Raw genomic sequence first — 25,137 nt, 5'->3', positions numbered from 1 at the left:
ATCCTTTTGCAGAAGCTCCCGTCGAAGGTACCGCGACACACCGTCCACGCGGAGCGGTCAGGGCGCGACGGAATCCTGCGCCGCCTGGAGCAGTTCCTTGGCCAGGTCCTCGTCATCGACGGCGCGGGCCAGGACGACGGCGCCGACGAGGGTGGCCATCGTCGCCAGGGCGCGCTGGCGACGGCGCTCCTTCGAGGCCTTGGGCGTCAGGCCGGCGAAGAGGGCGGCCAGCCCCTCCACGCCCTTCGTGAACCGCGCCCGGACGAGGCTGCCCGCCCCTTCGCGGGAGACGTCGTTCGCCAGCGCCGCCAGGGGGCAGCCCTTTCCGGGCGTCTTCACGTGACCGAGCGACAGGTAGTTCGCGACCACTTTGTCCGTGGTGCCCCGGTGCTCCTCCGCGAGGGCCGCGTCGAAGGCCTCCGCCGCCAGGGCGTCCTTGTTGGCGAACTGGCCGTAGAAGCCGCCATGGGTCAGGCCGGCGGCGGCCATGATGTCGACCACCCCGACGCCGTGCAGGCCGCGCTCGCGGAACAGGGCGGCGGCCACCTCGACCACGCGCTGCCGGTTGATCCTCGCCTGCTCCTGCGACACTCTCGGCATGGCCTGATCCCTGGGCGTTCCTCCCGCTCATATAGATGCGTCATGTCATCTATAGAAGGTCGGGCACCGCGACGCCGCGCGCGGAGGCGTCCGCCCCGCGCGGCTCCCGCCCCACCCGGAACCACAGGGCGTAGAGCGCCGGCAGGAACAGGAGGGTGAGCAGCGTCCCGACGCCGACGCCGCCGATCAGCACGTAGGCCAGCGCCCCCCAGAACACCGAGTGGGTGAGCGGGATGAAGGCGAGCATCGCCGCCGCCGCCGTCAGGATCACCGGACGGGCCCGGCGCACCGTCGATTCGACGATCGCCTCGTAGTCCGACAGCCCCGATGCCCGGTCGTGGTGGATCTGGTCCACGAGGATCAGCGTGTTGCGCATCAGGATGCCCGACAGCGCGATCAGCCCGAGGATCGCGTTGAAGCCGAAGGGCTGGTGGAAGATCAGCATCGTCGGGACGGCGCCGACGAGGCCGAGCGGCGCGGTGGCGAACACCATGACCATCGTGGTGAACGAGCGCACCTGCAGCATGATGACCGTCAGCGTCACGATCAGCATCAGCGGGAAGACCGTCACCAGGGCCTTCATCGCCTTCTCGCTCTCCTCGACCGAGCCGGCCGTGTCGATGCGGTAGCCCGGCGGCAGCTTCGCCTTGATCGCCGCGAGGGCGGGGACGACCTCCGCGTGGATGTCCGGCGGCTGCTTGCCGTCGAGCACGTCGCCTTGCACGCGGATGTAGGTCTCGCGGTTGTAGCGCTTGAGCACCGCGTCCTCGTTGCGGCTCTCCAGATGCGCCACCTGCGAGAGCGGGACCTGCCGCCCGTCCTTCGTGGCGAGCGTCAAGTCGCCGATGTCGCCGAGCGAGCGGCGCTCCGGGCCGGGGCTGCGCAGGAGCACGTCCACCGCGCGCAGGTTCTCCCGGACCTGGGTGGCGGGGGTGCCGTTGAGGTAGCTCTGCAATTGCTGGCCCGCCTCCTTCGGCGTCAGGCCGATCAGGCGCAGGCGCTCCTGGTCGAGGGCGAGGTGCAGGGTCGGCGTCCGGTTCCCCCAGTCGAGGTGGACGAGTCGCATGTTGGGGTTGGCCATCATGACGTCGCGCACCTCCGTCGCGATGCCGCGGATGACGTCGAGGTCGGGGCCGACCACCCGGAAGGCCACGGGAAAGCGCACCGGCGGCCCGAACACGATCTGCAGGACGCGCACCCGCGCCTCGGGGAAGCGCCCCTCGTCCACGAGGTGGCGCACCTTGCCGCGCAGCACGTCGCGGGCGTGGGAATCGGCGGTCTGCACGACGATCTGCGCGAAGGCGGGATCCGGCAGTTCGGGATCGAAGGAGAGCACGAAGCGCGGCATCCCCTGGCCGATGTAGCTCGTGATCTCGCGCGCCTCCGGCAGTTCGCGCACGGCCGCCTCGACCCGCTTCACGCTGGCCTCGGTGGTGGCGAAGGCGGAGCCGGTCGGCAGCGTCACCTCCACGATGAGTTCGGAGCGCTCCGAGTTCGGGAAGAACTGCTTCTCGACCCGGCCCATGCCGACGATGGCCGCCGCGAACAGCGCCACGGTGATGCCGGCCGCCATCCACTTGTGATCGACGGACAGCCGCACGACCCGGCGCAGGCGCTGGTAGTTCCGCGTGGCGTAGATCGCCTCGTGCCCGCCCTCGACTCGCTTGATGGCGGGCAGGAGCTTCACGCCGAGATAGGGCGTGAAGGTCACGGCCACGATCCACGAGACGATCAGCGAGAAGGCCACCACCCAGAAGATGTTGCCGGCATACTCGCCCGCCGTGGAGGCGGCGAAGCCCACGGGCAGGAAGCCCGCGATGGTGACGAGGGTGCCGGTGAGCATCGGCGCGGCGGTGGCGCTCCAGGCGTAGGTCGCCGCCGAGATCCGGTCGGCGCCCTCCTCCATGCGCACCACCATCATCTCGATGGCGATGATCGCGTCGTCCACGAGGAGGCCGAGCGAGATGATGAGCGCGCCCAGCGTGATGCGGTCGAAGTCCCGGCCGGTGATCATCATCACCACGAACACCGCCGAGAGGGTGAGCGGCACGGCGAGCGCCACCACGAGGCCGACGCGGAAGCCCAGGGCCACGAGGCTCACGAAGATGACCACCGAGAGGGCGGTGAAGAACTTCACCATGAACTCGTGGATCGCTTCGTCGATGACCTTCGCCTGATCGGTGATCTTGGTGAAGGTCACGCCGACCGGCAGGTCTTGATGGATCGCGACCTCCTCCTCGTTCAAAGCCTCGCCGAGGCTGAGGCCGTTGAAGCCGGGCTTCATCACGAGGCCGAGCATCAGGGCCGGCTCGCCGTCATTGCGGATCGCGAAGGTCTTCGGGTCCTCGTAGCCGCGCGTCACCTGCGCGATGTCGCCGAGCTTGAGGCTGCGCTCGCCCGCCGCCACCGGCAGGTTGCGGATCGCGTCGAGCCCGTCGAGGGCGCCGTCGAGGCGCAGATACACGCGCGGGCCCTCGGCCTCCACGAAGCCGGCCGGCGTCACGTCGTTCTGGTTGGCGAGCGCCGCCAGCAGCTGCTGCCCGGTGATGCCGAGGGTCGCGAGGCGCTGGTAGGAGACCTCCACGAAGATCTTCTGCGCCTGCTCGCCGAGGATGTTGATCTTCTCGACGCCGGGCACGCGCAGGAGACGCTGGCGCAGGTCCTCGGCGCGGAGCACGAGGGCCCGGTGCGGCAGGCCCCGCGCCTGGAGCGCGTAGAGGGCGAAGTAGACGTCCGAGAACTCGTCGTTGAACAGCGGCCCGAGCACCCCGCGCGGCAGGGTGGAGGCCTGATCCGAAAGCTTCTTGCGCGCCTGATAGAACTCCGATGCGAGCTTTGCCGGGGGCATCGAATCCCGGAAGAACACCTTCATCAGCATCAGGCCGGGGCGGAGCGTCGTCTCGACCCGGTCGTAATAGACCAGTTCCTGCAGGCGCTTCTCCAGCGGGTCGGCGACCTGCCGCTGCATCTCGTCGGTGGTCGCGCCGGGCCACGCCGCCGAGACCGCCATGGTCTTCACCGTGAAGGTCGGATCCTCCGCCCGCCCGAGCCGCTCGAAGGCGAAGATCCCCGCCGCCGTGACGGCGAGCAGGAGGAACAGCGTGACGGCGCGCTCGCGCACCGCCAGGGCCGAGAGGTTGAAGGCCGAGGCGTTCATCGGACGGCCCCCGTCATGCCCGTGGCGGCCTGCCGGACCGGCTGCCCGGCCTTAAGCAGATGGGCGCCGAGCGACACGATCCGGTCGCCGGGGTTCAGGCCGGCGGCGACCTCCGCGCTCTCCTCCGACAGGCGGGCCACGGTGACGGGCTGCGCCGCGACGGTCTGGGTGTCGGCGTCGTAGCGCCAGACGGCCGAGCCGCCGCCCTGGTCGAACAGGGCGCCCAGCGGCACCGAGACCGCCGCCGCCTGTCCCTGCGCCGGCTTCAGCCGGAGGGTGACGGTCGCCCCCAGCGGCGCGGCCTCGCCCCCGCCGGAAAGGATGTAGCGGGCGCGGTAGGTGCGGGTCGCCGGGTCGGCGGTGGCGGACAATTCGCGCAGCCTCGCGGGATAGGTGGCCTCACCCTCGGCGTAGAGGGCCGCCGAGGCCGTGCCCTTCGCGAGGTGCCGGCTCGCCTCGGGCAGGAACACCTCCGCCTCGCGGGCGCCGTCGCGGGCGAGCTTCACCACGGTCTGCCCGGCGGCGACGACCTGGCCCGGCTCGCTCGGCACCTCCATCACGACGCCGTCGGCATCGGCCTGCAGCTCGGAATAGCCCGCTTGGTTGGCGATCTGGCTCGCTTGCGCCTCGGCATTGGCGAACTGGGCGATGGCCGCGTCGGCGGCGGCCTTGTTCTGGTCGTAGGTCTGCTTGGAGGTCCAGCCGTCGCCCACGAGCTTGCGGCTGCGCTCCTCGTCGGCCCTCGCCTTGACCATCTGCGCGCGGGCCGCCTCGACGGAGGCGCGGGCGGCGTTGAGGGCGAGGCTGAAATCCGTCGGGTCGAGGCGCATCAGCGGCTGCCCGAGGCGGACGTGATCGCCCGGATCGACGAGGCGCTCGGCGATCTTGCCGCCGACCCGGAAGCCGAGATTGCTCTCGGTGCGGGCCCGGATCACCCCGGTGTAGCGCGCGAGCGCCCCCGTGGCGGGGGCGACCGCGACGGTCTGCACCAGGGGCGGCTCGGGCGTCACGGCGGTCTCGGCCGGGGAGCATGACGCCAGGGCCAAGCCGGCGAGCCCGATCACCCATCTCGCGTCCATCGCCCACTCCCGCCGCCGCCCGGCCCGTAAAGATTATGAACATAATCTATTGTGGCGCGGCGGTGGGGTCAATGGCCCTGCCGAGGGATCGCGTCGATAGCGCCACAGGGATGGACCTTTGGTCTCTGCGACCTGTTGCTCTCGTATATCCATCGACCGGACCGACGAGGCACTGAATTGGCTGAGAGACATTCCACCCAGAATGGGCACCACGACTCGGGACGACTGCCGGTCTATTTCGCATCCATTGGGAGCGTCGGCCTGATGCTGGCAGTGCTCGCGGTGATGATGACCGGCCAGATGGCGAATTCGCCTGTGACGGGCAAGGCGCTCGCGATCGGCGCGCCGCTCATCGGGGGCGCGGCCACCACCGCGCGGTAGCGACGGCGCCCCCCTCCCCCGGCGTCCTGCGGCGCTAGGCGATCACGAGGTTCAGTGATCGGGAGGCCGGCGTGATCACCACCTGCCGCCCCCAGTCGAAGGCGACGAAATCCTGCTCGATCCCATCGGAGAAGACGACGCCGCCCTCGTTCATCCGCGACACCACGGTGAGGGGCGATCCGGCGAACTTGCCTCCGCGCAGGTCGGTGCCGGTGGCGACGCTCGGGAACGGCTCGCGCACCCAGTAGCCGAAGGCCGCCTCTCCGATGCCGACCTCCACGGTCAGGTGCGTCGCCTCGCTGATCGAGCGCGCCCAGCCGGTCAGGCCGGTGCCCGAGGCGACGATCAGCCCGCTCGATGACTGGTCCTCCGCCCGAACCCCGTCATCGATCCGGTAGCGGGCGGATTGGTGGCTGCGGTGGCCGACGAAGATCTCGTTCAACGCGAGTAGCCGCTCGCCGCCGTCGAACGTCGCCTGCACCATGGTCCGCCGTTCCACCGGAGCGGCGCCGGCCGCACCGGCGGGCAGGAGTTCGCGCAGGGCCTCCACCCGGAGCCGGGCCAGCACGCCGTCGTAGAGATCGGGTGCCGGGTTGACGCCGACGACCGGCTGTCCGTCAAGATATTTGGCGACGTTGGCCACCAGCCCGTCCTGCCCCACCGCCACGACCACGTCCTCCGGGGCGAAGAGGAAGCGGTCGAGATCGGGGCGCCGTACCAGGGCCTGCCGCCAATCCGGCGGCACGCAGGCCCGCGCCTCGGCGAGGACCGATTGGAACCCGGCGTGGCGCGCCTCGACGTCGGCGAGCGTCTGGCCCCGGCTCTCCAGGAAGAACCGGACCTGGCCTCGGGTCGCGTGCCGGGCGATGAGTTGTTCGTAATCCGTGTCGCGGATCACGAAGACCACCCGTGGGGTGATGCTCGGCATGGTCCGCCTCCTCAGCGCGGTGCGATCCGCGACGGGAGAGCGCCCCGGACCTCGCCGAGAACCGCCGCCAGCAGGTCGGGCGTGACGTTGACGTGCTCGATCGTCTCCAGCTTGCCGGCGAGTTCCTGCGCCGCCAGCCCGAGCAGGATGGCGGGCGGCATGTCTCGGTAGACAGCGGCGCGGCGCTGCTCCGTCTCGACGCGGGCGCCCTCGACGAGCCGGATGCGCTCGGCCTCCGCCGCCGCCTCCAGGCCCCGTGCCTGCGCGACGCCGGCGGCGCGGTCGCGGGCGTTTTCGGCCTCCTGGGCGATCAGCACCGTCTCCCGCCGGGCCAGTTCGGTCTTCGTCGCGAGCTCGTTCTCCGCGATGGCGCGTTCCTTCTCCACCGCGAGCGCACGCCGCGCGAAGGTCGCCTCGTCGGCCTTCTGCTGCAGGGCCTCGAAGGTCGGCGTCTGCAGGGCGCGCTCCAACTCGCTGCTCGGCGCGAGGTTGGTGAGCCGCACCGACACGGCGGCGATGCCGATCTCGGCCAGCGCCGGAGCTGCGAAGAGGGCCCGTTCCAGCACGGCGCGCAGGGGCTCCGGCCCCGCATCGAGGAGGGCGCCGATCGGGCTCGCGCCGAGATAGTGCAGCGCCGCCTGACCGGCGATGCCGCCGAGACGAGCCTCGATCCGCTCGATCGGCTCGCCCTGCAGGCGCCCGGTGCGCAGGTCGATGGAGAAGTCGACCCGGCTCGCCAGCAGTTCCGGATCGACGACGTGCCAGCCGATCGTCCCCTGGATCACCACCGTCTGGAAATCCCGGCTGCGGCCGCGGACGAACAAGGTCATCTCGCGGTCGTCCACCGGCACTTCGCTGATGCTGGCGGTCTCCGGCCTGAACCAGAAGACCAGCCCCCGCCCGCTCTGCCGGATGCGGCCGTTGCGGAAGCGGATGACGTGGCTGCTCGCCTCGCTGCGGAGCTGGGCGATCACACCGACATTGCGCACCGTGGCCATGATGGTCTCCTCAGAACCGACCGGAACCGGACATGCGCCAACTTATACTCATAATGAGCATAATGGAAGCCGGGATCGCGGCCGGGCCGCGATCCGCCGGTCGAGGGGTTACGCGGCGACGCTCACCCGTACCCGGTGCCAGCAGGCGCAGAGGTAGCCCTTGTGGTTCCAGGTGTCGTCCGGCAGCGCCGGCTGCGTCTGTCCGGCGGCATCCCAGGCACGGACGGCGAGGTCGTGCTCGCCCGGCGGCAGATCGAGATCCACCGCCCAGAACGTCCAGGCGAAGGGCGCGCCGGATTCGTGCTCCAAAGCGGCCTGCGCCCAGGACCGGCCGCCGTTCCCGGAGACATCGACCCGGACGATGGCCCGGTCCCCGCTCACCGCGTAGCCGCGGATCCGGTTCGTCCCGGCATCGAGGACGGCGCCGCGCGGCGGCTCGCAGATCGCGGCGTTCAGGGGCATCGTCTCGATGGTGTGCCCCAGGGCCGGGTCGGCCGTCTCGGCGGTCACGTCGGGCGGGTAGAGCTTGTAATCGCCGGCCTGGATCGGGTTGTCGGACGGGTGGTCCTGCACGGCGAGGCGCCGGAGCCATTTCGGGCTGCGCACGCCGGCATAGCCCGGCACGACCGCGCGGACGGGAAAGCCGTGCTCGGGCAGAAGGGGTTCCCCGTTCATCGCGTAGGCGAGCAGGGTCTCGGGGGCCATCGCCTTGGCGAGGGGGATCGAGACCCCGTACGGGTGTCCCTCCACCCTGTCGTGGCTCTCGAAGGCCACATGGCGATCCGCGCCCTCCGCGACGCCCAGGGCGCGCAGGACGTCGCCGAGGCGCACCCCTGTCCACGCGGCCGTCCCGATGGCGCCGGCATCCCACGGATCGCCGGAGACCGGGGCCACCGCGCGCATGTCGGCGCGGCGATTGCCGGCGCATTGCATCGTCGCCGTCACCGTGGCTTCCGGGAAGCCCGTCCGCAGGTCGTGCAGGGAGAAATCCCGCGCGGTCCCGGCTCCCCCCGCGACGGCAAGGCGCCAGCTTTCCGCGTCGAGATCCGGGAGATCGCCGTGCGAGCGGACATAGAAGTCCGCCGCCGGGGTGCGGTAGGCGACCCGCAGCCGGCCGAGGGGCGGTTCGGCGTTGTAGGGCCGGTCGCCGTGGACGATCAGGCGGGCCTTTCGCTCGGCAAGGCTCGGCATCGCGGCTTCCGTTCGGGTGAGGACACGGCGGTGAACGCGCGAGACCGACCCATGGCCTATGCGGCGACTTTGCCCGATGCGGTTTCCCGCAATTGCGCCTCGATGGCGGCGTTGGCACGGCTGCGCAGGGCCTTCGTCGCCTCGCCCTCGTCGAACGTGTCGGGGAAGCGGCGCGCCAGCCACAGATAGGCGGCGGCGAGTTTGACCGTGCGTTCCAGCTCGCCGAGGTCGCCGTCGAGGCTGGCCCGCAAGGCGGGGACGAACGAGCCGGCCGCGCGGGCCTGGACCCAGCGGTCGAGCACGCCCGTGGACACCGCGTCGCGGCGGTCGATCGGGGCGACCGCGAAGGCGAAGGCCTCTCGGATCGGGAGCCCGGCCCTGTCCACCGCGCGGGCGGCCTCCAGGGCCTCCTCCATCGCGGAGGGCTGGAACGGCGAGCCGTCGTAGAAGGTCGCGCGGGCGAAGTGGGTCAGCACCTCGGCGAGGGAGGCGGTGCCGAGTTCCAGGGCCGCCGCCTCGATCGCGATCAGGTCCGGCCGGACATAGAACCGGGTGTCGGCGGCGGGGGCCGTCGGGGCGCCGGCGAGCGCGTCGCGGATCGGCCCGAGGCTCGCCGCGTCCGTCGCCGAGACGTGGCCCTCGTCCTGATGGCCGAAGCGGCCGGCCCGGCCGGCGATCTGCCGGATCTCCGGGTTGGTGAGGGTGCGCGTCGCCGTCCCGTCCCATTTCGTGACCGCCGAGAAGATCACGCGCTTGAGCGGCCCGAGGTTGAGGCCCATGCCGATCGCGTCGGTCGTGACCAGCACCTCGGCCTCGCCGTCGCGGAACCGTCGCGCCTCGGCGCGGCGCACCTCCGGCGACAGGGCGCCGTAGATCGTGGAGACGCTTCGCCCTTCCGCCACCAGGGTCTCGCGGATCTCGTGGACGGCCCGGCGCGAGAAGGCGACCACGGCATCGCCCGGTTGCACGGCTTCGAGGGGGACGGGCGTGTCCAGCGCGACCAGCGGCGTCTTGCGTGCGAATGTCACCACGTCGAGGGATTCCCCGGCCGCCTCCGCCGCGCGGCGGACATGCGACAAGGCGTCGTCCGAGCCGCAGACGATGACGGTCTTCGCCGGGATTCCGAACAGCGCGTTGGTCCAGGCCCAGCCGCGATCGGGATCGGACAGCATCTGGATCTCATCGATCACCGCGACATCGACCGGGCGGCGCAGATCCGCCGTCTCGATGGTCCGCGCGGTGTGGCTGGGATCGGGCTCGCCCAGGATCTCCTCGCCCGTGACCATGCCGGCGCGCAGCCCGCGCTCCAGCAGCGCTTCGTAATTCTCCAGCGCGAGCAGCCGCAGCGGGGCGAGATAGGTGCCGGTCTGCGCCTGCGTCAGCGCCTCGAGCGCCGCGTAGGTCTTGCCGGAATTGGTCGGCCCCATGTGGAAGATGATCCGCCGGTTCAGCCGGCGGGCGGGCACGAACTTGTCGATGTAGCCGCCGAAGCCGATCCGGTCGCGCAGGCGCCGCCGGCCGGATTCCTCCCGCGCCACCACCTTCGCCCGGGTGCGGACGGTCTTGAGCGTGTCGCCGATGGTGCGGGGCAGGTTCGGCGCCGGCGTGAAGATGCGGGAGCGGAGCGAGCGGTCGAGATGGGCGATGTAGGTCGGCGCGTCCGCCCCGGTCTCGTGCAGGTCCTCGCTGATCTGGACGCGCAGCCGGGCGATTGTCGAGCCCAACGCGGCCGTGATGTCCGCGGCCGTCCCGGCGAGCGCCGCGCGCAGGCCGTCGAGGTGGCGGGCCGGGTCGTCGCCCAGCGCCATCTCCTCCAGGATCTCCGCCGCTGCCTCGCCCGGCGGAACGTCGATGCGGAGATCGAGCCGGCCGTCGTCCAGCAGCGGGAGATTCACCCGAAGCGTCCAGACGAGGTCGCCGTCGCGGCCGGGTTCGGCCCGCAGCGCCGGGAGCGCGGACCGGAGGAGTGCCACGCCCGTCTCGGCGAAGGCCCGTCGGGCCTCCCCGTGGCGCAGGGCGGCGGCGACCGCATCGTCCTCGACGAAGCCGTCATACTCGGGGAGGTCCATGCGAAGGCGCAACGCCTCGCGGTCGATGGCGGCGGCTCCGATGCCGAGCCGATGCAGGACATCGGCCAGGATGTCGGTCGTCAGGTGGGTGCGCTTGCGAGCCATGCCCCACCTTTCCGGTCGCGTGGCCGCAGATCAAGCGGCGGCTCACGCGGAGGGCGTCGGTGACGGCCCTCGCGAACGGCTAGGCCGCGCGCACGGTCGCCAGGAAGCGGGCGACTTCGGCCGTCAGGTGCTCGGATTGCCGCGAGAGTTCCGAGGCCGCGCCGAGCACCTGCGTGGCGGCGGCCCCCGTCTCCTCGGCGGCCTGCGCGACGCCGGTGATGTTGCCCGTGACCTCCCCCGTCCCGGCGGCCGCCTGAGACACGTTCCGGACGATCTCCTGCGTCGCCGCGCCCTGCTGCTCCACCGCCGCCGCAATCGAGGTCGCCGTGGCGCTGATGTCGCGGATCCGCTGGGTGATGCCGCCGATGGCCGCCACCGCCTGGCCCGTCGAGCCCTGGATCCGGCCGATCTGCCCGGCGATCTCCTGCGTCGCCCGCGCCGTCTGGCTGGCCAGCTCCTTCACCTCGGCGGCCACCACGGCGAAGCCCTTGCCGGCCTCGCCGGCCCGCGCCGCCTCGATCGTGGCGTTGAGCGCCAGCAGGTTCGTCTGGCCGGCGATGGAGGAGATCAGCCCGACCACGTCGCCGATGCGTTCCACCGCGCCGCTGAGGTCCTGCACCAGCGCCCCCGTCTGATCGGCCGCGATCACCGCCTCCCGCGCGATGCTGGCGGACCCGTCCACCTGCCGCCCGATCTCCTGGACCGACGAGCCCAGCTCCTCGGCCGCCGCCGCGACCGTGGCGACGTTGCTGCCGGCTTCCTCGGCGGCCGCCGCGACGGCGGTGGACTGGGCGGCGGTCTCGGCGGCGGTGCCGCTCATGGCGCCGGCCGTGGCCTGCAACTCGGTGGCCGAGGACGAGACCATCCCGATGATCCCGCCCACCGCCGCCTCGAAGCCGTCGGCCATCTGCCGCATGCCGGCCTTGCGCTGCTCCTCGGCCGCGAGCCGGGCCTGCGCGGTGTCGGCTTCGAGCTGCCGGGTGCGGATCAGGTTGTCCTTGAACACCTGGACGGCCGACGCCATCGCGCCCACCTCGTCCCGGCGCGCGCGGTGGGGCACCTCGGCCTGCGTGTCGCCGCCGGCCAGAACGGTCATGGACGCCGTCATCGCCTGGATCGGGCGGGACACACGGACCAGAACGAAGATGGCGGCACCCAGCGCGGTGAGCAGGCTGAGGGCGACGGCGATGTAGGCCGTCGTGCTCGCCGCGTCGGTGGCGCCGATGGCGCGGTCGGCATCCTCATGGGCCCTGCGCTCATTCAGCTCGATGTCCTTGCCGAGGGTGACGCGGGCCGCGTTGTAGAGATCGATGTTGGCCGGATCCGCCATCAACCGGGCGCCCTCTGCCACCCGCCCGGCTTCCGCCAACGTCATGGCTTCGTGGCCGATCACGTCGTAGCGGCTCCACGCGGACGAGAACGCCTCGTACAGGGTGCGTTCCTCGGCGGAGGAGATCAGCGGTTCATAGGTCCGGCGAGCCCGGTCCAGCGCGGCGTTCACCTCGTCCATCTGTCGCACGATGGTGGTGCGCCCCTGCGCGCCGTCCGTGAGGCCCAGCAGGCGCAACTCCTTGATGCGCACTTCGGCGGCGGCCGCGCGGACATTGGTGACGGCGACCACCGAGGGAAGCCAATTCGTGGCGACATCGGTGACGTTGGCCCGGATGTCGGCGAGGCGTGTGATCGAGAGGACGCCCTGCCCGACGCAGAACAGCGTGAGGAGGCCGAAGGCGGCGAAGAGCGAGGATTTCACGGTGAGGGCGAGGCGCATCATTCCATCCCGGGAGTTCGAGCCCGGATGGACGCGCGCCCCCTGCCGGTGGGCAGGCGTCGACGCGGCCGCACGGGCAGAATGGGGGGACATGGATCGCGCGACGCAGGAAACAGCCGCCGCTCGTCCAAGCAACGCCATCGTCGTGCCTGTATATTAATAAATCTATTGTTTCTAAATGAAGCAGAGGTGCTTCCCGTCAAATAAAGGTGATTCGAAATCGGGGCGGGGAGCCCTATTCGGCGCAATTCCGCGTCGGCGTCGTGTCGCGCACCGTGGCGGCTTCCGTGCCGCTTCGAGCGCGGCTTCCGGCGGACCCATCGGCATCGGGAACCAAACGCCAAGCTTCGCGTTTGCGGACCCATGCTCCGGATATTCCGTCCCGTCGACCGATCCCCTCTCAGCGCCTCCACGATCTTCATGGCCCTCAGCATCGGCTGCCTGAGCGCGTCGATCGCGTTCGTGCTGATGTGAGGCGTGGCTTCGAGGCCGGCCGGGCCGATCCGCCGAGCCTGTCTCACACCGCCAGATGGTCGATGACGCGCGCGGCGGCGTCGGGCGCCTTGGCCGAGCCGCTGTCCACGATCTCACCGAGCTTCAACACGGCGTAGCGGTCGGCGAGCCCGAGGGCGAAGGCGACGTGCTGCTCGACCACCAGCATGGACAGGCCCTCCTCCCGCTCTGCGAGGAGCACTTGGCGCAGCCGTTCGACCATCGAGGGCTGGATCCCTTCGGAGATCTCGTCGATCAGGAGGAGGCGCGGGCGCAGCATCAGGGCGCGCCCGAGGATCAGCATCTTCTGCTCGCCCCCCGAGAGCGTCCCGGCCCGCTGGGCGAGGCGGTCCTTCAGGAAGGCGAAATGGCCGAACAGCCGCTCCAGGGCCTGGGGCAGGTGCCGGTCGGAGGGGAGCGCGAGGCGCAGGTTGTCCCGGATCGACAGATCCTGGAACAGGGGCTGCTCCTGCGGGGCGTAGCCGACGCCGAGCGCCACGAGCTTGGCGGGGGACAGGCCGGCGAGGGCCTGCCCGCCGATGGTGATCCCGCCCCCGCGCAGGGCCACCATGCCGAGGATCGTCTTGAGCAGGGTGGTCTTGCCCATCCCGTTCTTGCCGAGGAGGGCGACGATCTCCCCCTGCCCCACCGTGAGGGACACGCCCTTCACGATGGAGACCGCGCTGTAGCCGCTCGACACATCTTTGAGGGCCAGAGCCGCCCCGGCCGGCTCTTCCCGCCGCGCTGCCTCAGCCATGGGCGCCTCCCGAATAGATGGTCCGGACCAGTTCGGAGCCGACGACCTCCTCCACCGTGCCGTCGAGGACGAGACGGCCCTGATGCAGCACGACGATCCGCGAGGAGATCTCCCGCACGAAGTCGAGGTCGTGCTCCACCAGCACGGCGGCGATCCGCCCCCCGGCCGTCAGCGCCTTCAGGACGCTGCCGATGGTGGTGCGCTCCCCCTTGGTCAGGCCGGCGGTCGGCTCGTCGAGGAGGATCAGCCGGGGCTCCAGCGCGACCACCATGGCGAGTTCCAGCGCCTGCTTCTGCCCGTGGGAGAGGAGCCGCGTCGGCTGGCTCAGCAGGCGGTCGAGGCCCGTCATCCGCAGCACGTCGAGGGCGGCCTGGGGCAGGAAGAGCGTCGTCGCCTGGCCGAGGGGGCTCAGGCCATCGTGCGAGGCCCGGGCGAGCCGCAGGCAATCGGCCACCGACAGGCTCTCGAAGACGCTCGCGATTTGGAACTTGCGCCCGACCCCGAGGCCGACGATCCGGTTCGGCGTGAGGCCGTCGGTGGCCGTGCCGCCGATGGCGATGGTGCCGCGATAGGGTTCGGTGCCGTCGCTGAGGCAGCGCATCAGTGTGGTCTTGCCGGCGCCGTTGGGCCCGACGAGGCTCACGAGTTCCCCCGCCCGGATCTCCAGGTCGATCCCTTCCAGCACGGTGAGGCTGCCGTAGCTCTTGGCGAGGCCCTGGACCTTGAGGATCGGTTCCTGCGCGGCCGCTGTGTCCGCTCCGGCCTCCCGCACCGCCAGGGCGGGGGCGGTGCGCCCCGCGCGGCCGAAGGGCAGAGCCCGCCACAGCCGGCCGACCGGGTCGGCGAGGCCGCCGGGCAGCAGGATGATGATCGCCACGAAGGCGGTGCCGAGCAGGAGCTGCCAGAGGAACGGCAGGTCGCCGGAGAGGTTCGCCGCGAGGTAGTCGATGGCCACCGTCCCGAGGACGGGGCCGAGCAGCGTGCCGCGCCCGCCGAGCGCCACCCAGATCACCAGTTCGGTGCCGAACAGGAAGCCGGCATTCTCCGGCGCCACGACCCCCGACGCGTTGGCGAACAGGAAGCCCGCGATGCCGGCGACGGCGGCGAGCGCGGCGGTGAGCAGGATCTGCAGGCGGCGGGGGTTGAGGCCGAGATAGGCGCAGCGCGTCTCGTTGTCCCGCAGGGCCACGAGGGCCCGGCCGGCATCCGCGCGCACGAGGATCCAGGCGACCAGGGTGACGGCGATCAGCACCAGGGCCGCGAGGCGGAAATAGCCTTCGAGCTCGAAGGGCACCACGTCGAAGCCGACGAGGCCGCTGCTGGAGCCGGTCCACTCGCCGCCGGAATAGATCAGCTGCGTCACCACGATGGGCACGACGAGCGAGATCACCGAGGCGTAGAGCGGCGTCGAGCGGTGGTAGAAGGACAGCCATCCGACCACGAGGCCGAGCAGCGCCGGGGCCACGATCGCCGTGGCGAGGGCGAGGGCGAGGGCGATCCCGGTGGGCGTCGCCCCGAGGGCCCCGAGGATCATCGCGGCGGCATAGGCGCCGATGCCGAAGAAGGCCGCCTGCCCGAAGGTGAGGATGCCGGCGAAGCCCCAGAGCAGATCGACGGTGACGGCGAGCACCGCGTAGATCATCGAGCGGGTCAGCACGTTGATCGCGAAGGTGTCGAGGAAGCCCGGCGCGATCCAGAGGGCCACGGCCGCGAGCGCGGCGACCACGAGGGGGGCCGCCCGCGAGAGGCGCGCGGGCGTCGCGGTCGCGTCCCGCGTCGCGGCGGGGATCGTGTCAAGCACGGGAGAATCCTTTCGGGCTGATGCGCAGCACGAGGGCCGCGAGCACCGCGATGGCGATGCTGCCGAGGATCGGGCTCACGAAGGTGCTGATCAGGACCTGCGCGCCCCCGAAGACGAGGCAGGCGGCGGCCAGGGCCAGGAAGGAGGCATCGGCGACCATCACCAGCATGAAGGCGCCGATCAGCCACGAGACGCCCATGTTCGGATCGACGCTGGTGAGCGGCGTCAGGAGCACCCCCGCGAGCGCCGCCAGCCCCGCGCCGATCATGAACACCACGAGGCGCACGCGGCCGGTGTTGACCCCGAGACTGCGGGCCAGCGTCTCGTTCATGATCACCGCCCGGGCCGAGAGCCCGAGCCGCGTCCGCTCGATGGTGAGCGCGAACAGCGTCCCGATCACCAGGGCGATGCCGAGCGCCACCAGCCGGTAGGCCGAATACTCGACGCCGAGCACCGAGACGGTCCCCGCATAGAGGTTCGGGGTGAGCTGCACGTCACGGCCGAACCCCAGGGTGATGAGCTGCCCGACGACGATCCCGAGCCCCCAGGTGGCGAGGATCGCATCAAGGGGCCGGCGGTAGAGGGGGCGGATGATGAAATACTCCGCCAACCCCCCGAGCGCGGCCCCGACGACGAAAGCCAGCGGCAGCGCCGCCCAGGGGTTCATCCCGAGCCTTGCCGTGGCGACGGCGCAGTACGCGCCGACCGTCAGCCACGCCCCGTGGGCGAAGTTGATGATCTTCAGCACGCCGAAGATCGCCAGCAGGCCGATCGACACCACGAACAGGATCGCGGCCGTGGTGAGGATGTCGAGGAGGAGGAGCATCGCAGGTTACTGCAGCTTCGGGCACTGATCGCCCGGATCGACGTCCTTGAACGTGCCCGCGACCTTGACCGTGCCGTCGGCCTGGATCTGGCCGAGATACATGGTCAGCGGCGCATGGTGCTGCTTGCTCATGCGGATCGTGCCGCGGGGGCCGGTCACGCTCACCGTCGGCAGGGCTTCGAGGACCTTCGCCGTCTCGGTGCCCCCCGCCTTCTCAACGGCAGCCTTGTAGAGGTAGATCGCCTCGTATTCCGGCACGGAGAGGTCGTTCGGCGTGCGCAACTCGGCGCCGAACTTCTTCTTCATGGCGTCGAGGAAGGTCTTGTTCTCCGGGCTGTCGATGCCGGTGACGTAGGAAGCCGAGAGGTAGACGCCCTCGGCGTCGGCGCCCATGCTCTTCGCGGTGCCTTCGTCCAGGGCGAGGTTGGCGAAGGGCAGGCTCACGCCGGCGCCCCGCAACTGCTTGGTGAGGGTCACGTTCGGCGCGCCGCCGGCCGTCGAGGTGATGAGCGCGTCGGGCTTGGCCTCCTTGAGCTTGGAGACGATCGCGGTCCAGTCGCTGCCGTCCATCGGCAGGTATTCCTCGCCGAGGACCTTGCCGCCGGTCTTCTCGATGTAGCTCCTGGCGAAGCCCAGCATCCCACGGCCGAACGCGTAATCGCTGCCGATCAGGAAGTAAGTCTTGGCGCCCTTCGCCTTGAACGCATCCACCACCGGCGGCACCTGCTGCTCCGGCACCCAGGCATCCACGAACAGGTTCTTGTTGCAGGAATGGCCCTCGTAGAACGAGGTGTAGATGTACGGGACGCGCCCCTTGGTGACGGCCGGCAGGCCGGCGTTGCGGGCCGCGCTCGTCTCCATCGAGATCAAGACATCGACCTTTTTCTGGTAGATCAGGCTGTCGAACGCCTTCTGGGCGCCGGCCGCGCCGGAGGCGTCGTCGGCCACCTCCAGGACGAGCTTGCGGCCGAGCACGCCGCCCTTGGCGTTGATCTCCTCCACGGCGAGTTCCGCCGACTGCACCACCGAGGGGGCGACCACGCTGTTGGCGCCGGACAGGCCGATCGGCACGCCGATGACGATGGGCTTGCCGTCGGCCGCCTGCGCGGCGGACCCCGCCAGCACGAGGGCGGCGGTGACGATGAGGGAACGTGCAACCATGAACGGGCTCCTTGACCAGAGATGAGGGCAGGCGGGAAATCAGCCGTAGATGTCGGTGCGGCGGTCCCGCAGGAGGGAGTTGAAGCGGTTGAGATCCTTGGCGCCGGCCTCGGCGAGGTCGACCACCGCCGAGAGGATCTCCGTCCGGTCTCGGCTCGCCGGCCCGGCGAGGGGCCAGCCCTTCGGCCCGATGATGAGGCTCTGCCCCTCGAAGGGCTGGCCGCGCTCGGTCCCGACCCGGTCGGCGCAGGCGATGAAGAGGCCGTTCGAATGGGCGGCCGCCCGGTGCAGGGTGTTGGCCATGGCGGCCTCGCCCTCGGGCTGGTCGGGCATCGGTACCCAGTTGGTGGGGATGCAGACGATCTCGGCGCCGCCGAGCGCCAGTTGCCGGAAGGTCTCGGGGAACCAACCGTCGTAGCAGATCGCGACTCCGACCTTGCCGAGCGCCGTGTCGAAGACCGGAAAGCCGAGGTCGCCCCTGGCGAAGAACAGGTTCTCCCGGTCCCAGAGATGCGCCTTCCGGTAGGTGCCGATATAGCCCTCCGGCCCGACGATCACGGCGGCGTTGTAGAGCGTGCCGCCCGCCTTCTCGGCGATCCCCGCCACGAGATGGATGCCGAGTTCGGCGGCGAGCGCGGCCCAGGCGCGGGTGGTCGGCCCGTCCGGCACGGGCTCGGCGAGGGAGGCCGCCTCCTCCTGCGTCTCGAAGACATAGCCGGTGCTGGCGAGTTCCGGCAGGACGATCAGCCCGCTGCCCTCGGCCGCCGCCGCGCGGACGAGCTCCGCCGCGCGCGCCGTGTTCGCCGCAACCGCGCCGATCTGCGGCTCGAACTGGATGCACGAGACCCGTATTGGCGGGCGCGCGGGACCGTTCGCTTGGATCATGACTGCTCCAAAACGCAAAAAGCCCCTGGGCGCGGATCGTATCCGCGGTCCAGAGGCTCCAAAGCCGAGATGTGATGCAGCAATCCTGCTGCGGGGCAACCTTGCCCGATGGCCGACGATACCCGCCCTCTTGCGGAGAGCAAGATGAGAATTGCGGCAGGCTGCCCGGTTCAGGTCTTTTCCGCCAACGCGATGCGCAGGCCGAGCCCGCTCATCGCCTCGTGGGCCGAGACCACGCCCTCGGCCACGCTCGCCATCGGCACGCGGGCCGCGGTGGCCCGGTCGCGGAGCAACTTGTAGGCGGCGTCCTCGTCGATCCGGTTGAGCTCCACCAGGAGGCGCACCGCCTTCTCCACGGTGCGCCGGCCCTTCATCGTCTCCTCCAGCCGGTTGATCTTGCTGGTGAGGCGCCCCTCGTAACCGCGCCGGTATCGGGCCAGGGCGAACTGGGTGAGCACGCCCCGCGCATGGAGGGGCTTGTTCAGCACGCCGTGGGCGTTGACGTCGGCGATGGCCTTCAGCGACGTCGGGCTCTCGTAGGCGACGATGGCGATGACGGCGGGCTCGGTCTCCTCGATCGAGGGCAGGAGATGCATCACCTGCGCGTCATCGAGCTGGATGAACACCGTGTCGATGTCCGGCGGGAGCGCGGCGGGCGGGGGCCAGACCAGGGACACCTCGCAGCCGAGGCGGCGCAGCTGCTCCAGCAGGGCGGCGCCCTCCTCGTCGCGCGGGTGGATGACCAGGGCGCGGGCGCGTCTCAGGTCGTCCAGGATCTTGCGGGCGGAGGCGCTCACGCGGCGGCTCCCTCGTCCAGCCCGTTCGTCTCGAAGCGCGACCATGCGAGGTAGGGGTCGGGCCGGACGGGCCGGCGGGCCCGCCAGACCACGTCGAAGTCCCCGTCCGCGCGGGCGACCCCGATGCCGGGGGTGAGCCAGAGATGCCGGGTCTCGCTGTCGAAGGTCAGTTCGCCCTCCGGCGCGGCGAGGCGCTGCCGCAGGGCCGCCGCGCCGAGGCGCCCGGCATCGAGGGTGCCGGCCTCCGCCAGCGCCTGGGCGAACAGATGCACCTGCGCGTAGGCGGTCTCCGACCACATGCTCGTCGGGCGCTCCGCTCCGAACCGGGCCTGGAAGGCGGCCGCGAAGCGCGCGTTCTCCGCCCCCGGCAGCGTCGCGAAGTAGGAAGCCGCCAGGACGTGGCCGCTGCACAGGTCGGGGCCGATCGCCCGGATCTGCCCCTCGGCCAGGGTGAGGCTGGCGATGGGGCAGCGGGCCCGGTCGATCCCGGACTCGCCATAGGCGCGGTAAAGCCGCTCGGCCCCGCGCCCGACCACCGTGGAGAACACGGCGTCCGGCGCGGCGTGCCGGATGGCGGCGATCATCGCGCCGTGGGCGGCGTCATCCGCGTCCAAGGGCGCGTAGAGTTCGCCGACGATGGTGCCGCCCTTGGCCTCGATGAGGTCCCGCATCACGCGGTTCGATTCGCGCGGGTAGATGTATTCGGACCCGATCAGGAAGATCCGCCGGCCATGCTCCTGCAGAAGGTAGTCGGCCAGGGCGAAGACGTTCTGGTTGAGGGTCGCCCCCGTGTAGACGATGTTTTCCGAATACTCGAACCCCTCGTAGATCGAGGGGTACCAGAGGAGGCCGTTATGCCGTTCGACGGTGGACAGGACCGACTTGCGGCTCGCCGACAGGGAGCAGCCGAACACCACCTCGACCCCGTCCTCGGCGAGCATCCGCCGGGCAAAGGACCGGTAGGCATCGGTGTCGCCGGCCGGATCGTAGCAGACCGGCTCGATCGGCCGCCCCAGCACGCCCCCGGCCGTGTTGATCTCCTCGATGGCCAGCGCGGTGCCGAGGAAGTGCTCGGTCTCCGTGATGCCGCTGACTCCGCTGCGGGAGAACAAGACGCCGACGCGCCAAGCCGGCTCGTCCTTCCCTGCCATGGACTCCTCACCCCACCCGTATCGAGCGCCCCGTCCTATCGCAGTCGCGATGGTTTTGGATACGGAGGCTCGGCCGTGGCGCGTGGGAGGGGCGCGGCTTTGCCGGGGCGGAACGCCCAAGCCGGAGGGCTCCCATGACGAGGCGCGTTCACGGAAAACGGCACCGTCCGTTTGTGCGGATGGGTAAGCTCGGCGCTGGTTTCGAGAGCGAAATCAGTCGTTTAGCGAACTGATGGTGCCCAGGGGCGGAATCGAACCACCGACACTGCGATTTTCAGTCGCATGCTCTACCAACTGAGCTACCTGGGCGTCGACGCGGGCCGTTTCGGCTGCGGACGGCGGGGGTATAGAGGCGGTCGAGGCTCCTGTCCAGCCTTGCTTTGCGCTTCTTGGCGCGGGCAACGATTCCTCCCGGGGCGGAGGCCTCGCCCTCCCCTTTCGCGGGCATCGCACTACCTCCGCCGCCCCAGTGCCGAACAGGCGAGAGCGTCACCGCATGGATCTGTCCACCCAAGCTGCCGCCGAGCGGCCCGGCCTCGACCGGAAGTCCGTCGGCGCGGTCGTCCTCGGCAATGCGCTCGAATTCTACGATTTCACCGTCTACGCCTTCTTCGCGAAGCCCATCGGCGAGGCGTTCTTCCCCGCCGCCGATGCCAGCCACAGCCTGCTCGCGTCCCTCGCCCTGTTCGGCGTCGGCTACGTCATGCGGCCGATCGGCGGCGTGGTGATCGGGGCGCTGGCCGACCGGGCCGGGCGCAAACCCGCCATGCTCGTCACCATCGCCCTCATGGCGGTCGGCATGCTCATCCTCGCCGCCTGCCCGAGCTACGCGCAGATCGGGGGCTGGGCGCAGGCCATCGTCATCGCCGGGCGGCTCATCCAGGGGATGGCGCTGGGCGGCGAGGTCGGGCCCTCCACCGCCTATCTCCTCGAAGCCGCGCCCCCCCGCCATCGGGGCTTCGTGACGAGCTGGCAGATCGCCAGCCAGGGCTGCGCCGCGCTGCTCGCGGGCCTCGTCTCCACCCTGCTGGCCCTCACCATCGGCGATGCCGCCATGAACCAATGGGGCTGGCGGGTGATGTTCCTGCTCGGCCTCACCGTGGTGCCCGTCGGCCTCATCATCCGCAGCCACCTGCCCGAGACGGCCGGCGAGGGCGAGGACCCGCAGGCGGCGGGCTCCGCGCGGGAGGTGGTCGGGCGGCTCCTGCGCGACCATTGGCGGATGCTCGGCCTGACCTTCCTCGTGATTGCGGCCTCCACGGTCTCGAACGCGGTGGGCACCAACATGCCCGTCTATGCCGGGGCGACCCTCGGCCTCAGCGAGACCGCCGCCACCGCGGTGCCCATCGCGCTGGGCCTCGCCTCGGTGGCCTTCCCCCTGCTCGGCGGCTGGCTCGCCGACCGGTTCGGGCGGCGGCCGGTGATGATCTGGCCCCGGGCGGCGATCCTCATCCTGGCGGTGCCGGCCTTCCTCTGGCTGCTGAGCACGCCCGGCCCGGCCGCCGTCTACGCGGTGACCTTCCTGCTCTCGGCCCTGTCCTCCATCAACGCCGCCGCGATCATCGTCGGCATCCCCGAGGCCCTGCCCCGCTCGGTGCGCAGCACCGGGCTCGCCCTGGTCTACGCCCTGTCGGTCTCGCTCTTCGGCGGCAGCACGAACTTCATCATCAACTGGCTCGTGACGACCACGGGTGACCGCCTCGCGCCGGCCTATTATCTCGCGGCGTTCAGCCTCGTCGGCACCATCGCCGCGATGCTGCTGCCGGAGACGAAGGACCGCAGCCTCGATGACGAGTCCACCGCAGCCCCTGCTGCAGCCCCCGTCCGTGCCGCCGCCGAGTGAGGGGGGGACCCCCGGCCCCGTGGACGCCCTCCTGCACGGGGCGCTGGCGGAGGCCGAAACGGGCTGGAGCCTCGGCAGTTTCGGCGCCCTCGCCGCGTTCCGGCGGGATGCGGACGAGCCCGCCCTCCCCCTGGCGGACGGGCGTTTCGGGCTCGCCACGGCGCGGGGTGCCCTCGCCCTGGCGCCGCCGCCCACCCTGCGGCCGCTCGCCTACGAGACCGCCTTCGCAACCGGCTGGAGTCACGCCGTCGCCCTGTGCCTGCCGGAGGAAGCCTGTGCCATGGCCCAGCGGGGCGCCCTCACCGAACTCGGGCCGGACGCGGCGGCGGCGCGGGACGAGGATCGCGGGGCGATCCTGTTCGACCTCGGCCTCTCCCTGCGCGCGGTCGATGCCTGCATCCGCACGGCGGACCCCGCCCTCATCGCCCGCTTGCGGGCCGGGGGCGACTGTCCCTCGCTCGCCCCCGGCGGCTGGCTCGCCGAGGCGAACCCGCACCGGGTGTTCCTGACGCGGATCGGCCGGATCGAGGTGTTCACCCCGTGGCAGGCGGGGCCGGAGGGGCCGCATGCGCGCCTCGTGCCGGAGATCCTGCGGGCCGGGCGCAGCCACGCCGCCACGGCACCGATCCCGCCGGGCCTCGTGCCCTGCGGCGCCCTGCACCCGCCCCATCCGGCGAAGGATGGCGCGGGCCGGGCGATCCCCTTCGTCCGGGCCCGGCACGAGGCCTTCCAGGCGATCCTCGATGCCTGGGGGGACCCCGCCCTCGTGGCCGCCAAGCGCGCGGCCGAGGCGGGGCGAGCGCCGCCACCGGAACCGACGCCACCGGAACCGACGCCCTCTGGACCCACGGGCCGGAGCCGCTACCTTCGGGCGGCGCTGCGGGCCGCCGAGGTCCAGGCGCCCTACCTGCGCGGCGACGCGCCGTCCCTCCGGCCCCACGGGTGACAGTGGTTTCCTCCCTTCCCGAGACATCACGCCTCAGCCGGCGGCTCGGTCTCCTCGCGGCCCTGCTGGTCGTCGGCAATGTCGGGGCGTGGCTCTGGGCCTGGAGCGCCTTCGCGCACAGCCCCACCCTGCTCTCGACGGCCCTGCTCGCCTACGTGTTCGGCCTGCGCCACGCCGTGGACCCCGACCACATCGCCGCCATCGACAACGTGACGCGCAAGCTGTTGCAGGCGGGTCAGCGCCCGGTCTCGGTCGGGCTGTGGTTCGCCCTGGGCCATTCCACGATCGTGATCGCGGCGGCGGCCGCCGTCGCGCTGGCGACGACGAGCCTCCTCACCGCGTCGGACGAGTTCCGGCAGCTCGGCAACCTGATCGGCACCGGCGTCTCGGCCGGCTTCCTGATCGTGATCGGCCTCGTGAATTTCGTGATCCTGGCGGGCGTCTGGCGCAGCTTCCGGCAGGTGCGCCGCACCGGGCGCTACGCGGAGGCCGACCTCGACGGGCTCCTCGCCGGCCAGGGTGTCCTCGCCCGGCTGCTGCGTCCGCTCTTCCGCCTCATAACGCGCCCCTGGCACATGTACCCGCTGGGCTTCCTCTTCGCGCTGGGCTTCGACACCGCGACGGAGGTGAGCCTGTTCGGGCTCTCGGCGGCCGAGGCGAGCCGGGGGGCCGACCCGTGGGCGATCCTCGTCTTCCCCGCGCTGTTCACCGCCGGCATGGCCCTCGTGGACACCGCCGACGGGGTGCTGATGCTCGGCGCCTATCGCTGGGCCACCGTCCAGCCGATGCGGCGGCTGTTCTACAATCTCACCATCACGGCGATCTCGGTCGTCGTCGCCCTGGTGGTGGGCACGCTCGAAGCCCTCAACCTCATCGCCGACAAGCTCGGCCTGGAGGGCCGATTCTGGGGCTGGGTCGGCGCCGTGAACGAGCATTTCGGGGTGCTCGGTTTCGGCATCGTCGGCCTGTTCGCGGCCGCATGGCTCCTGTCCTACCTCGTCTACCGCCTCGGCGGGTTCGACCGCGTCGCCATCGCCCCCGCCGAGCCGCGCTGACGCTCAGGCCGAGCCGACCTCGTCGTCGGCGGCGGAGGCCTTGGCGCCCCGTCCGGGCCGACGGCGCTTGGCGGCGGCTTCCGCCGGCTCGGGCTTCGACATGGCCTCGGGGAGGATGATCGCCTCCGAAGCGGGCTTGGGTTTGGGCGCGGGTGCGGGGGCCCCCATCGGCTCGGGCACGACGATCGGCTCGGCCGGCGCGCTGCCCGACAGCAGAGACGGCAACTCGCCCCGGAAGTAGAACGGGCCGACATGGGTCGTGCGCACCCACGGCGCCGCGTAGATCTTGCCCCCGATATCCCGCCAGCGCTTGCAGAAGGTCAGATCCTCCGAGAGCAGCCGCCCGTCGGGCTCGCGGTCGAACGCGAAATACTCGACCAGGGTGTCGACGTTCGGCACGAGGTGGCGGTAGCAGTCGGGGAAGCGGCTCCGGGCGCCGGGATAAGCCCGGTCGATTCGGGCGAGGGCCGAGCGCGCGATCATCATGAGCCCCGCGCCGCCCGCATGGATCTCGTTGAGCCCGTTCGCGGTGAAGGTGGTCCGGTCGCCCAGGCCGTAGAAGTTCGTGCTGTAATCGGCCATCCGCAGGGCGATCTCGTGAGCCGGAAGGTCCAGGTTCTGCCGGGCCGTCTCCACGATGCCGTGCCAGTTGATGTGCTTGGCCGGATAGGGGCCCAGCACGACCTCCCGCTGCTCCACGAACATGCGCAGGATGTCCGCCCCGTCGAAGCCGATATCGGAATCGACGTAGAGCATGTGCGACAGGTCGCTGTGGCGCATGAAGGCGGCGGCCGCGACGTTGCGGTGCTCATGCAGCAGGGCGGTACCGCTCACGTAGAAATAGTCGAACCCGATTCCCGCCTCGGCGCAGATCTTCTGCAGGGACAGCAGCCCCGTGACGTAGGGCATGTAGCAGGCGGCGCCGTAGACCGGTGTGGCGACGAAGATGCCCGGACGGGCGGGGGCCGGTTCGACCATCGCTGCGAACGCTCCATGAGTGCGACGGCTCCGCAGGGAGCCGAATGCGCCCTAGCGCAGGATTTAGCCCGCGCCAAGACGGTTTTGACGCGATGACTGACGGTTCGTGGCTGTACTTCGATTGTATATCTATCGAGATGTAGAATAAAAGTTGCAATCATCGGGC

At 71.0% G+C, this 25,137-nt stretch carries 19 protein-coding genes and 1 tRNA gene; 3 read left to right on the top strand and 17 right to left on the bottom strand.

Annotated elements, in window-relative coordinates; genetic code table 11:
- Positions 1-57 precede the first annotated feature (57 nt).
- The 16 genes from ACXJ1Y_RS03690 to ACXJ1Y_RS03615 form a co-directional block, all read right to left on the bottom strand.
- Positions 58-600 carry a TetR family transcriptional regulator gene (locus ACXJ1Y_RS03690; RefSeq protein WP_463848809.1) on the bottom strand — a complete coding sequence of 181 codons (543 nt, stop codon included), beginning with the start codon at positions 598-600 and terminating at the stop codon, positions 58-60.
- Positions 601-649: 49 nt separating this feature from the next.
- On the bottom strand, positions 650-3,757 hold the full coding sequence (locus tag ACXJ1Y_RS03685; RefSeq protein WP_463848808.1) for an efflux RND transporter permease subunit: 3,108 nt from the start codon (positions 3,755-3,757) through the stop codon (positions 650-652).
- Positions 3,754-4,836 carry an efflux RND transporter periplasmic adaptor subunit gene (locus tag ACXJ1Y_RS03680; protein WP_463848807.1) on the bottom strand — a complete coding sequence of 361 codons (1,083 nt, stop codon included), beginning with the start codon at positions 4,834-4,836 and terminating at the stop codon, positions 3,754-3,756. Before ACXJ1Y_RS03680 ends, ACXJ1Y_RS03685 begins: the two co-directional genes overlap by 4 nt.
- 415 nt (positions 4,837-5,251) lie before the next feature.
- A complete protein-coding gene (locus ACXJ1Y_RS03675) occupies positions 5,252-6,145 on the bottom strand; it encodes an NAD(+)/NADH kinase (protein WP_463848806.1) in 894 nt (297 codons plus the stop codon).
- Between the two features lie 11 nt (positions 6,146-6,156).
- Positions 6,157-7,143 (bottom strand): SPFH domain-containing protein, encoded by a 987-nt coding sequence (locus ACXJ1Y_RS03670; RefSeq protein ID WP_463848805.1) that lies wholly within the window; start codon positions 7,141-7,143, stop codon positions 6,157-6,159.
- 108 nt (positions 7,144-7,251) lie between these two features.
- On the bottom strand, positions 7,252-8,334 hold the full coding sequence (locus tag ACXJ1Y_RS03665) for a molybdopterin-dependent oxidoreductase (RefSeq protein ID WP_463848804.1): 1,083 nt from the start codon (positions 8,332-8,334) through the stop codon (positions 7,252-7,254).
- Positions 8,335-8,390: 56 nt separating this feature from the next.
- Entirely contained in the window at positions 8,391-10,508 is a 2,118-nt protein-coding gene (locus ACXJ1Y_RS03660; protein WP_463848803.1) for a helicase-related protein, read from the bottom strand.
- A 79-nt stretch (positions 10,509-10,587) separates the two neighbouring features.
- Positions 10,588-12,279 carry a methyl-accepting chemotaxis protein gene (locus ACXJ1Y_RS03655; RefSeq protein ID WP_463850025.1) on the bottom strand — a complete coding sequence of 564 codons (1,692 nt, stop codon included), beginning with the start codon at positions 12,277-12,279 and terminating at the stop codon, positions 10,588-10,590.
- A 517-nt stretch (positions 12,280-12,796) separates the two neighbouring features.
- Positions 12,797-13,528 (bottom strand): ABC transporter ATP-binding protein, encoded by a 732-nt coding sequence (locus ACXJ1Y_RS03650; RefSeq protein WP_463848802.1) that lies wholly within the window; start codon positions 13,526-13,528, stop codon positions 12,797-12,799.
- Positions 13,521-15,329: a branched-chain amino acid ABC transporter ATP-binding protein/permease gene (locus tag ACXJ1Y_RS03645; RefSeq protein WP_463848801.1), complete on the bottom strand. Its 1,809-nt coding sequence runs from the start codon at positions 15,327-15,329 to the stop codon at positions 13,521-13,523. The genes ACXJ1Y_RS03650 and ACXJ1Y_RS03645 overlap by 8 nt, the downstream gene beginning before the upstream one ends.
- The gene (locus tag ACXJ1Y_RS03640; RefSeq protein ID WP_463848800.1) at positions 15,322-16,155 is read right to left on the bottom strand and encodes a branched-chain amino acid ABC transporter permease; all 834 of its coding nucleotides are present in this window, start codon (positions 16,153-16,155) and stop codon (positions 15,322-15,324) included. The genes ACXJ1Y_RS03645 and ACXJ1Y_RS03640 overlap by 8 nt, the downstream gene beginning before the upstream one ends.
- 6 nt (positions 16,156-16,161) lie before the next feature.
- Positions 16,162-17,316, bottom strand: a complete 1,155-nt coding sequence (locus ACXJ1Y_RS03635; protein ID WP_463848799.1) for a substrate-binding protein — start codon at positions 17,314-17,316, stop codon at positions 16,162-16,164.
- Between the two features lie 39 nt (positions 17,317-17,355).
- Entirely contained in the window at positions 17,356-18,201 is an 846-nt protein-coding gene (locus tag ACXJ1Y_RS03630; protein WP_463848798.1) for a nitrilase family protein, read from the bottom strand.
- Between the two features lie 170 nt (positions 18,202-18,371).
- Positions 18,372-18,998 (bottom strand): ANTAR domain-containing response regulator, encoded by a 627-nt coding sequence (locus tag ACXJ1Y_RS03625; RefSeq protein ID WP_463848797.1) that lies wholly within the window; start codon positions 18,996-18,998, stop codon positions 18,372-18,374.
- Positions 18,995-20,149: a transporter substrate-binding domain-containing protein gene (locus tag ACXJ1Y_RS03620; RefSeq protein WP_463848796.1), complete on the bottom strand. Its 1,155-nt coding sequence runs from the start codon at positions 20,147-20,149 to the stop codon at positions 18,995-18,997. Before ACXJ1Y_RS03620 ends, ACXJ1Y_RS03625 begins: the two co-directional genes overlap by 4 nt.
- A gap of 233 nt (positions 20,150-20,382) precedes the next feature.
- Positions 20,383-20,458 (bottom strand) — tRNA-Phe (locus ACXJ1Y_RS03615).
- Positions 20,459-20,645: 187 nt separating this feature from the next.
- On the opposite strand from ACXJ1Y_RS03615, the gene ACXJ1Y_RS03610 reads away from it, so the two are divergent.
- Genes ACXJ1Y_RS03610 through ACXJ1Y_RS03600 form a run of 3 tightly spaced genes read left to right on the top strand, consistent with a single transcriptional unit; the run spans position 20,646 to position 23,993 of the window.
- Complete coding sequence (locus ACXJ1Y_RS03610) at positions 20,646-21,992, top strand: MFS transporter (RefSeq protein ID WP_463848795.1); 1,347 nt, start codon at positions 20,646-20,648, stop codon at positions 21,990-21,992.
- Positions 21,937-22,938 carry a DUF6925 family protein gene (locus ACXJ1Y_RS03605; protein ID WP_463848794.1) on the top strand — a complete coding sequence of 334 codons (1,002 nt, stop codon included), beginning with the start codon at positions 21,937-21,939 and terminating at the stop codon, positions 22,936-22,938. Before ACXJ1Y_RS03610 ends, ACXJ1Y_RS03605 begins: the two co-directional genes overlap by 56 nt.
- A complete protein-coding gene (locus ACXJ1Y_RS03600) occupies positions 22,935-23,993 on the top strand; it encodes a HoxN/HupN/NixA family nickel/cobalt transporter (RefSeq protein ID WP_463848793.1) in 1,059 nt (352 codons plus the stop codon). The genes ACXJ1Y_RS03605 and ACXJ1Y_RS03600 overlap by 4 nt, the downstream gene beginning before the upstream one ends.
- A gap of 3 nt (positions 23,994-23,996) precedes the next feature.
- Here ACXJ1Y_RS03600 and ACXJ1Y_RS03595 read toward each other — a convergent pair whose 3' ends face one another.
- Positions 23,997-24,971: a hypothetical protein gene (locus tag ACXJ1Y_RS03595; RefSeq protein WP_463848792.1), complete on the bottom strand. Its 975-nt coding sequence runs from the start codon at positions 24,969-24,971 to the stop codon at positions 23,997-23,999.
- Positions 24,972-25,137: the final 166 nt, after the last annotated feature.

This window comes from Methylobacterium sp. TK26 (assembly GCF_055361565.1).
The sequence above is the reverse complement of the archived record's forward strand: the minus strand, read 5'-3'. Positions and strand labels throughout refer to the sequence as shown.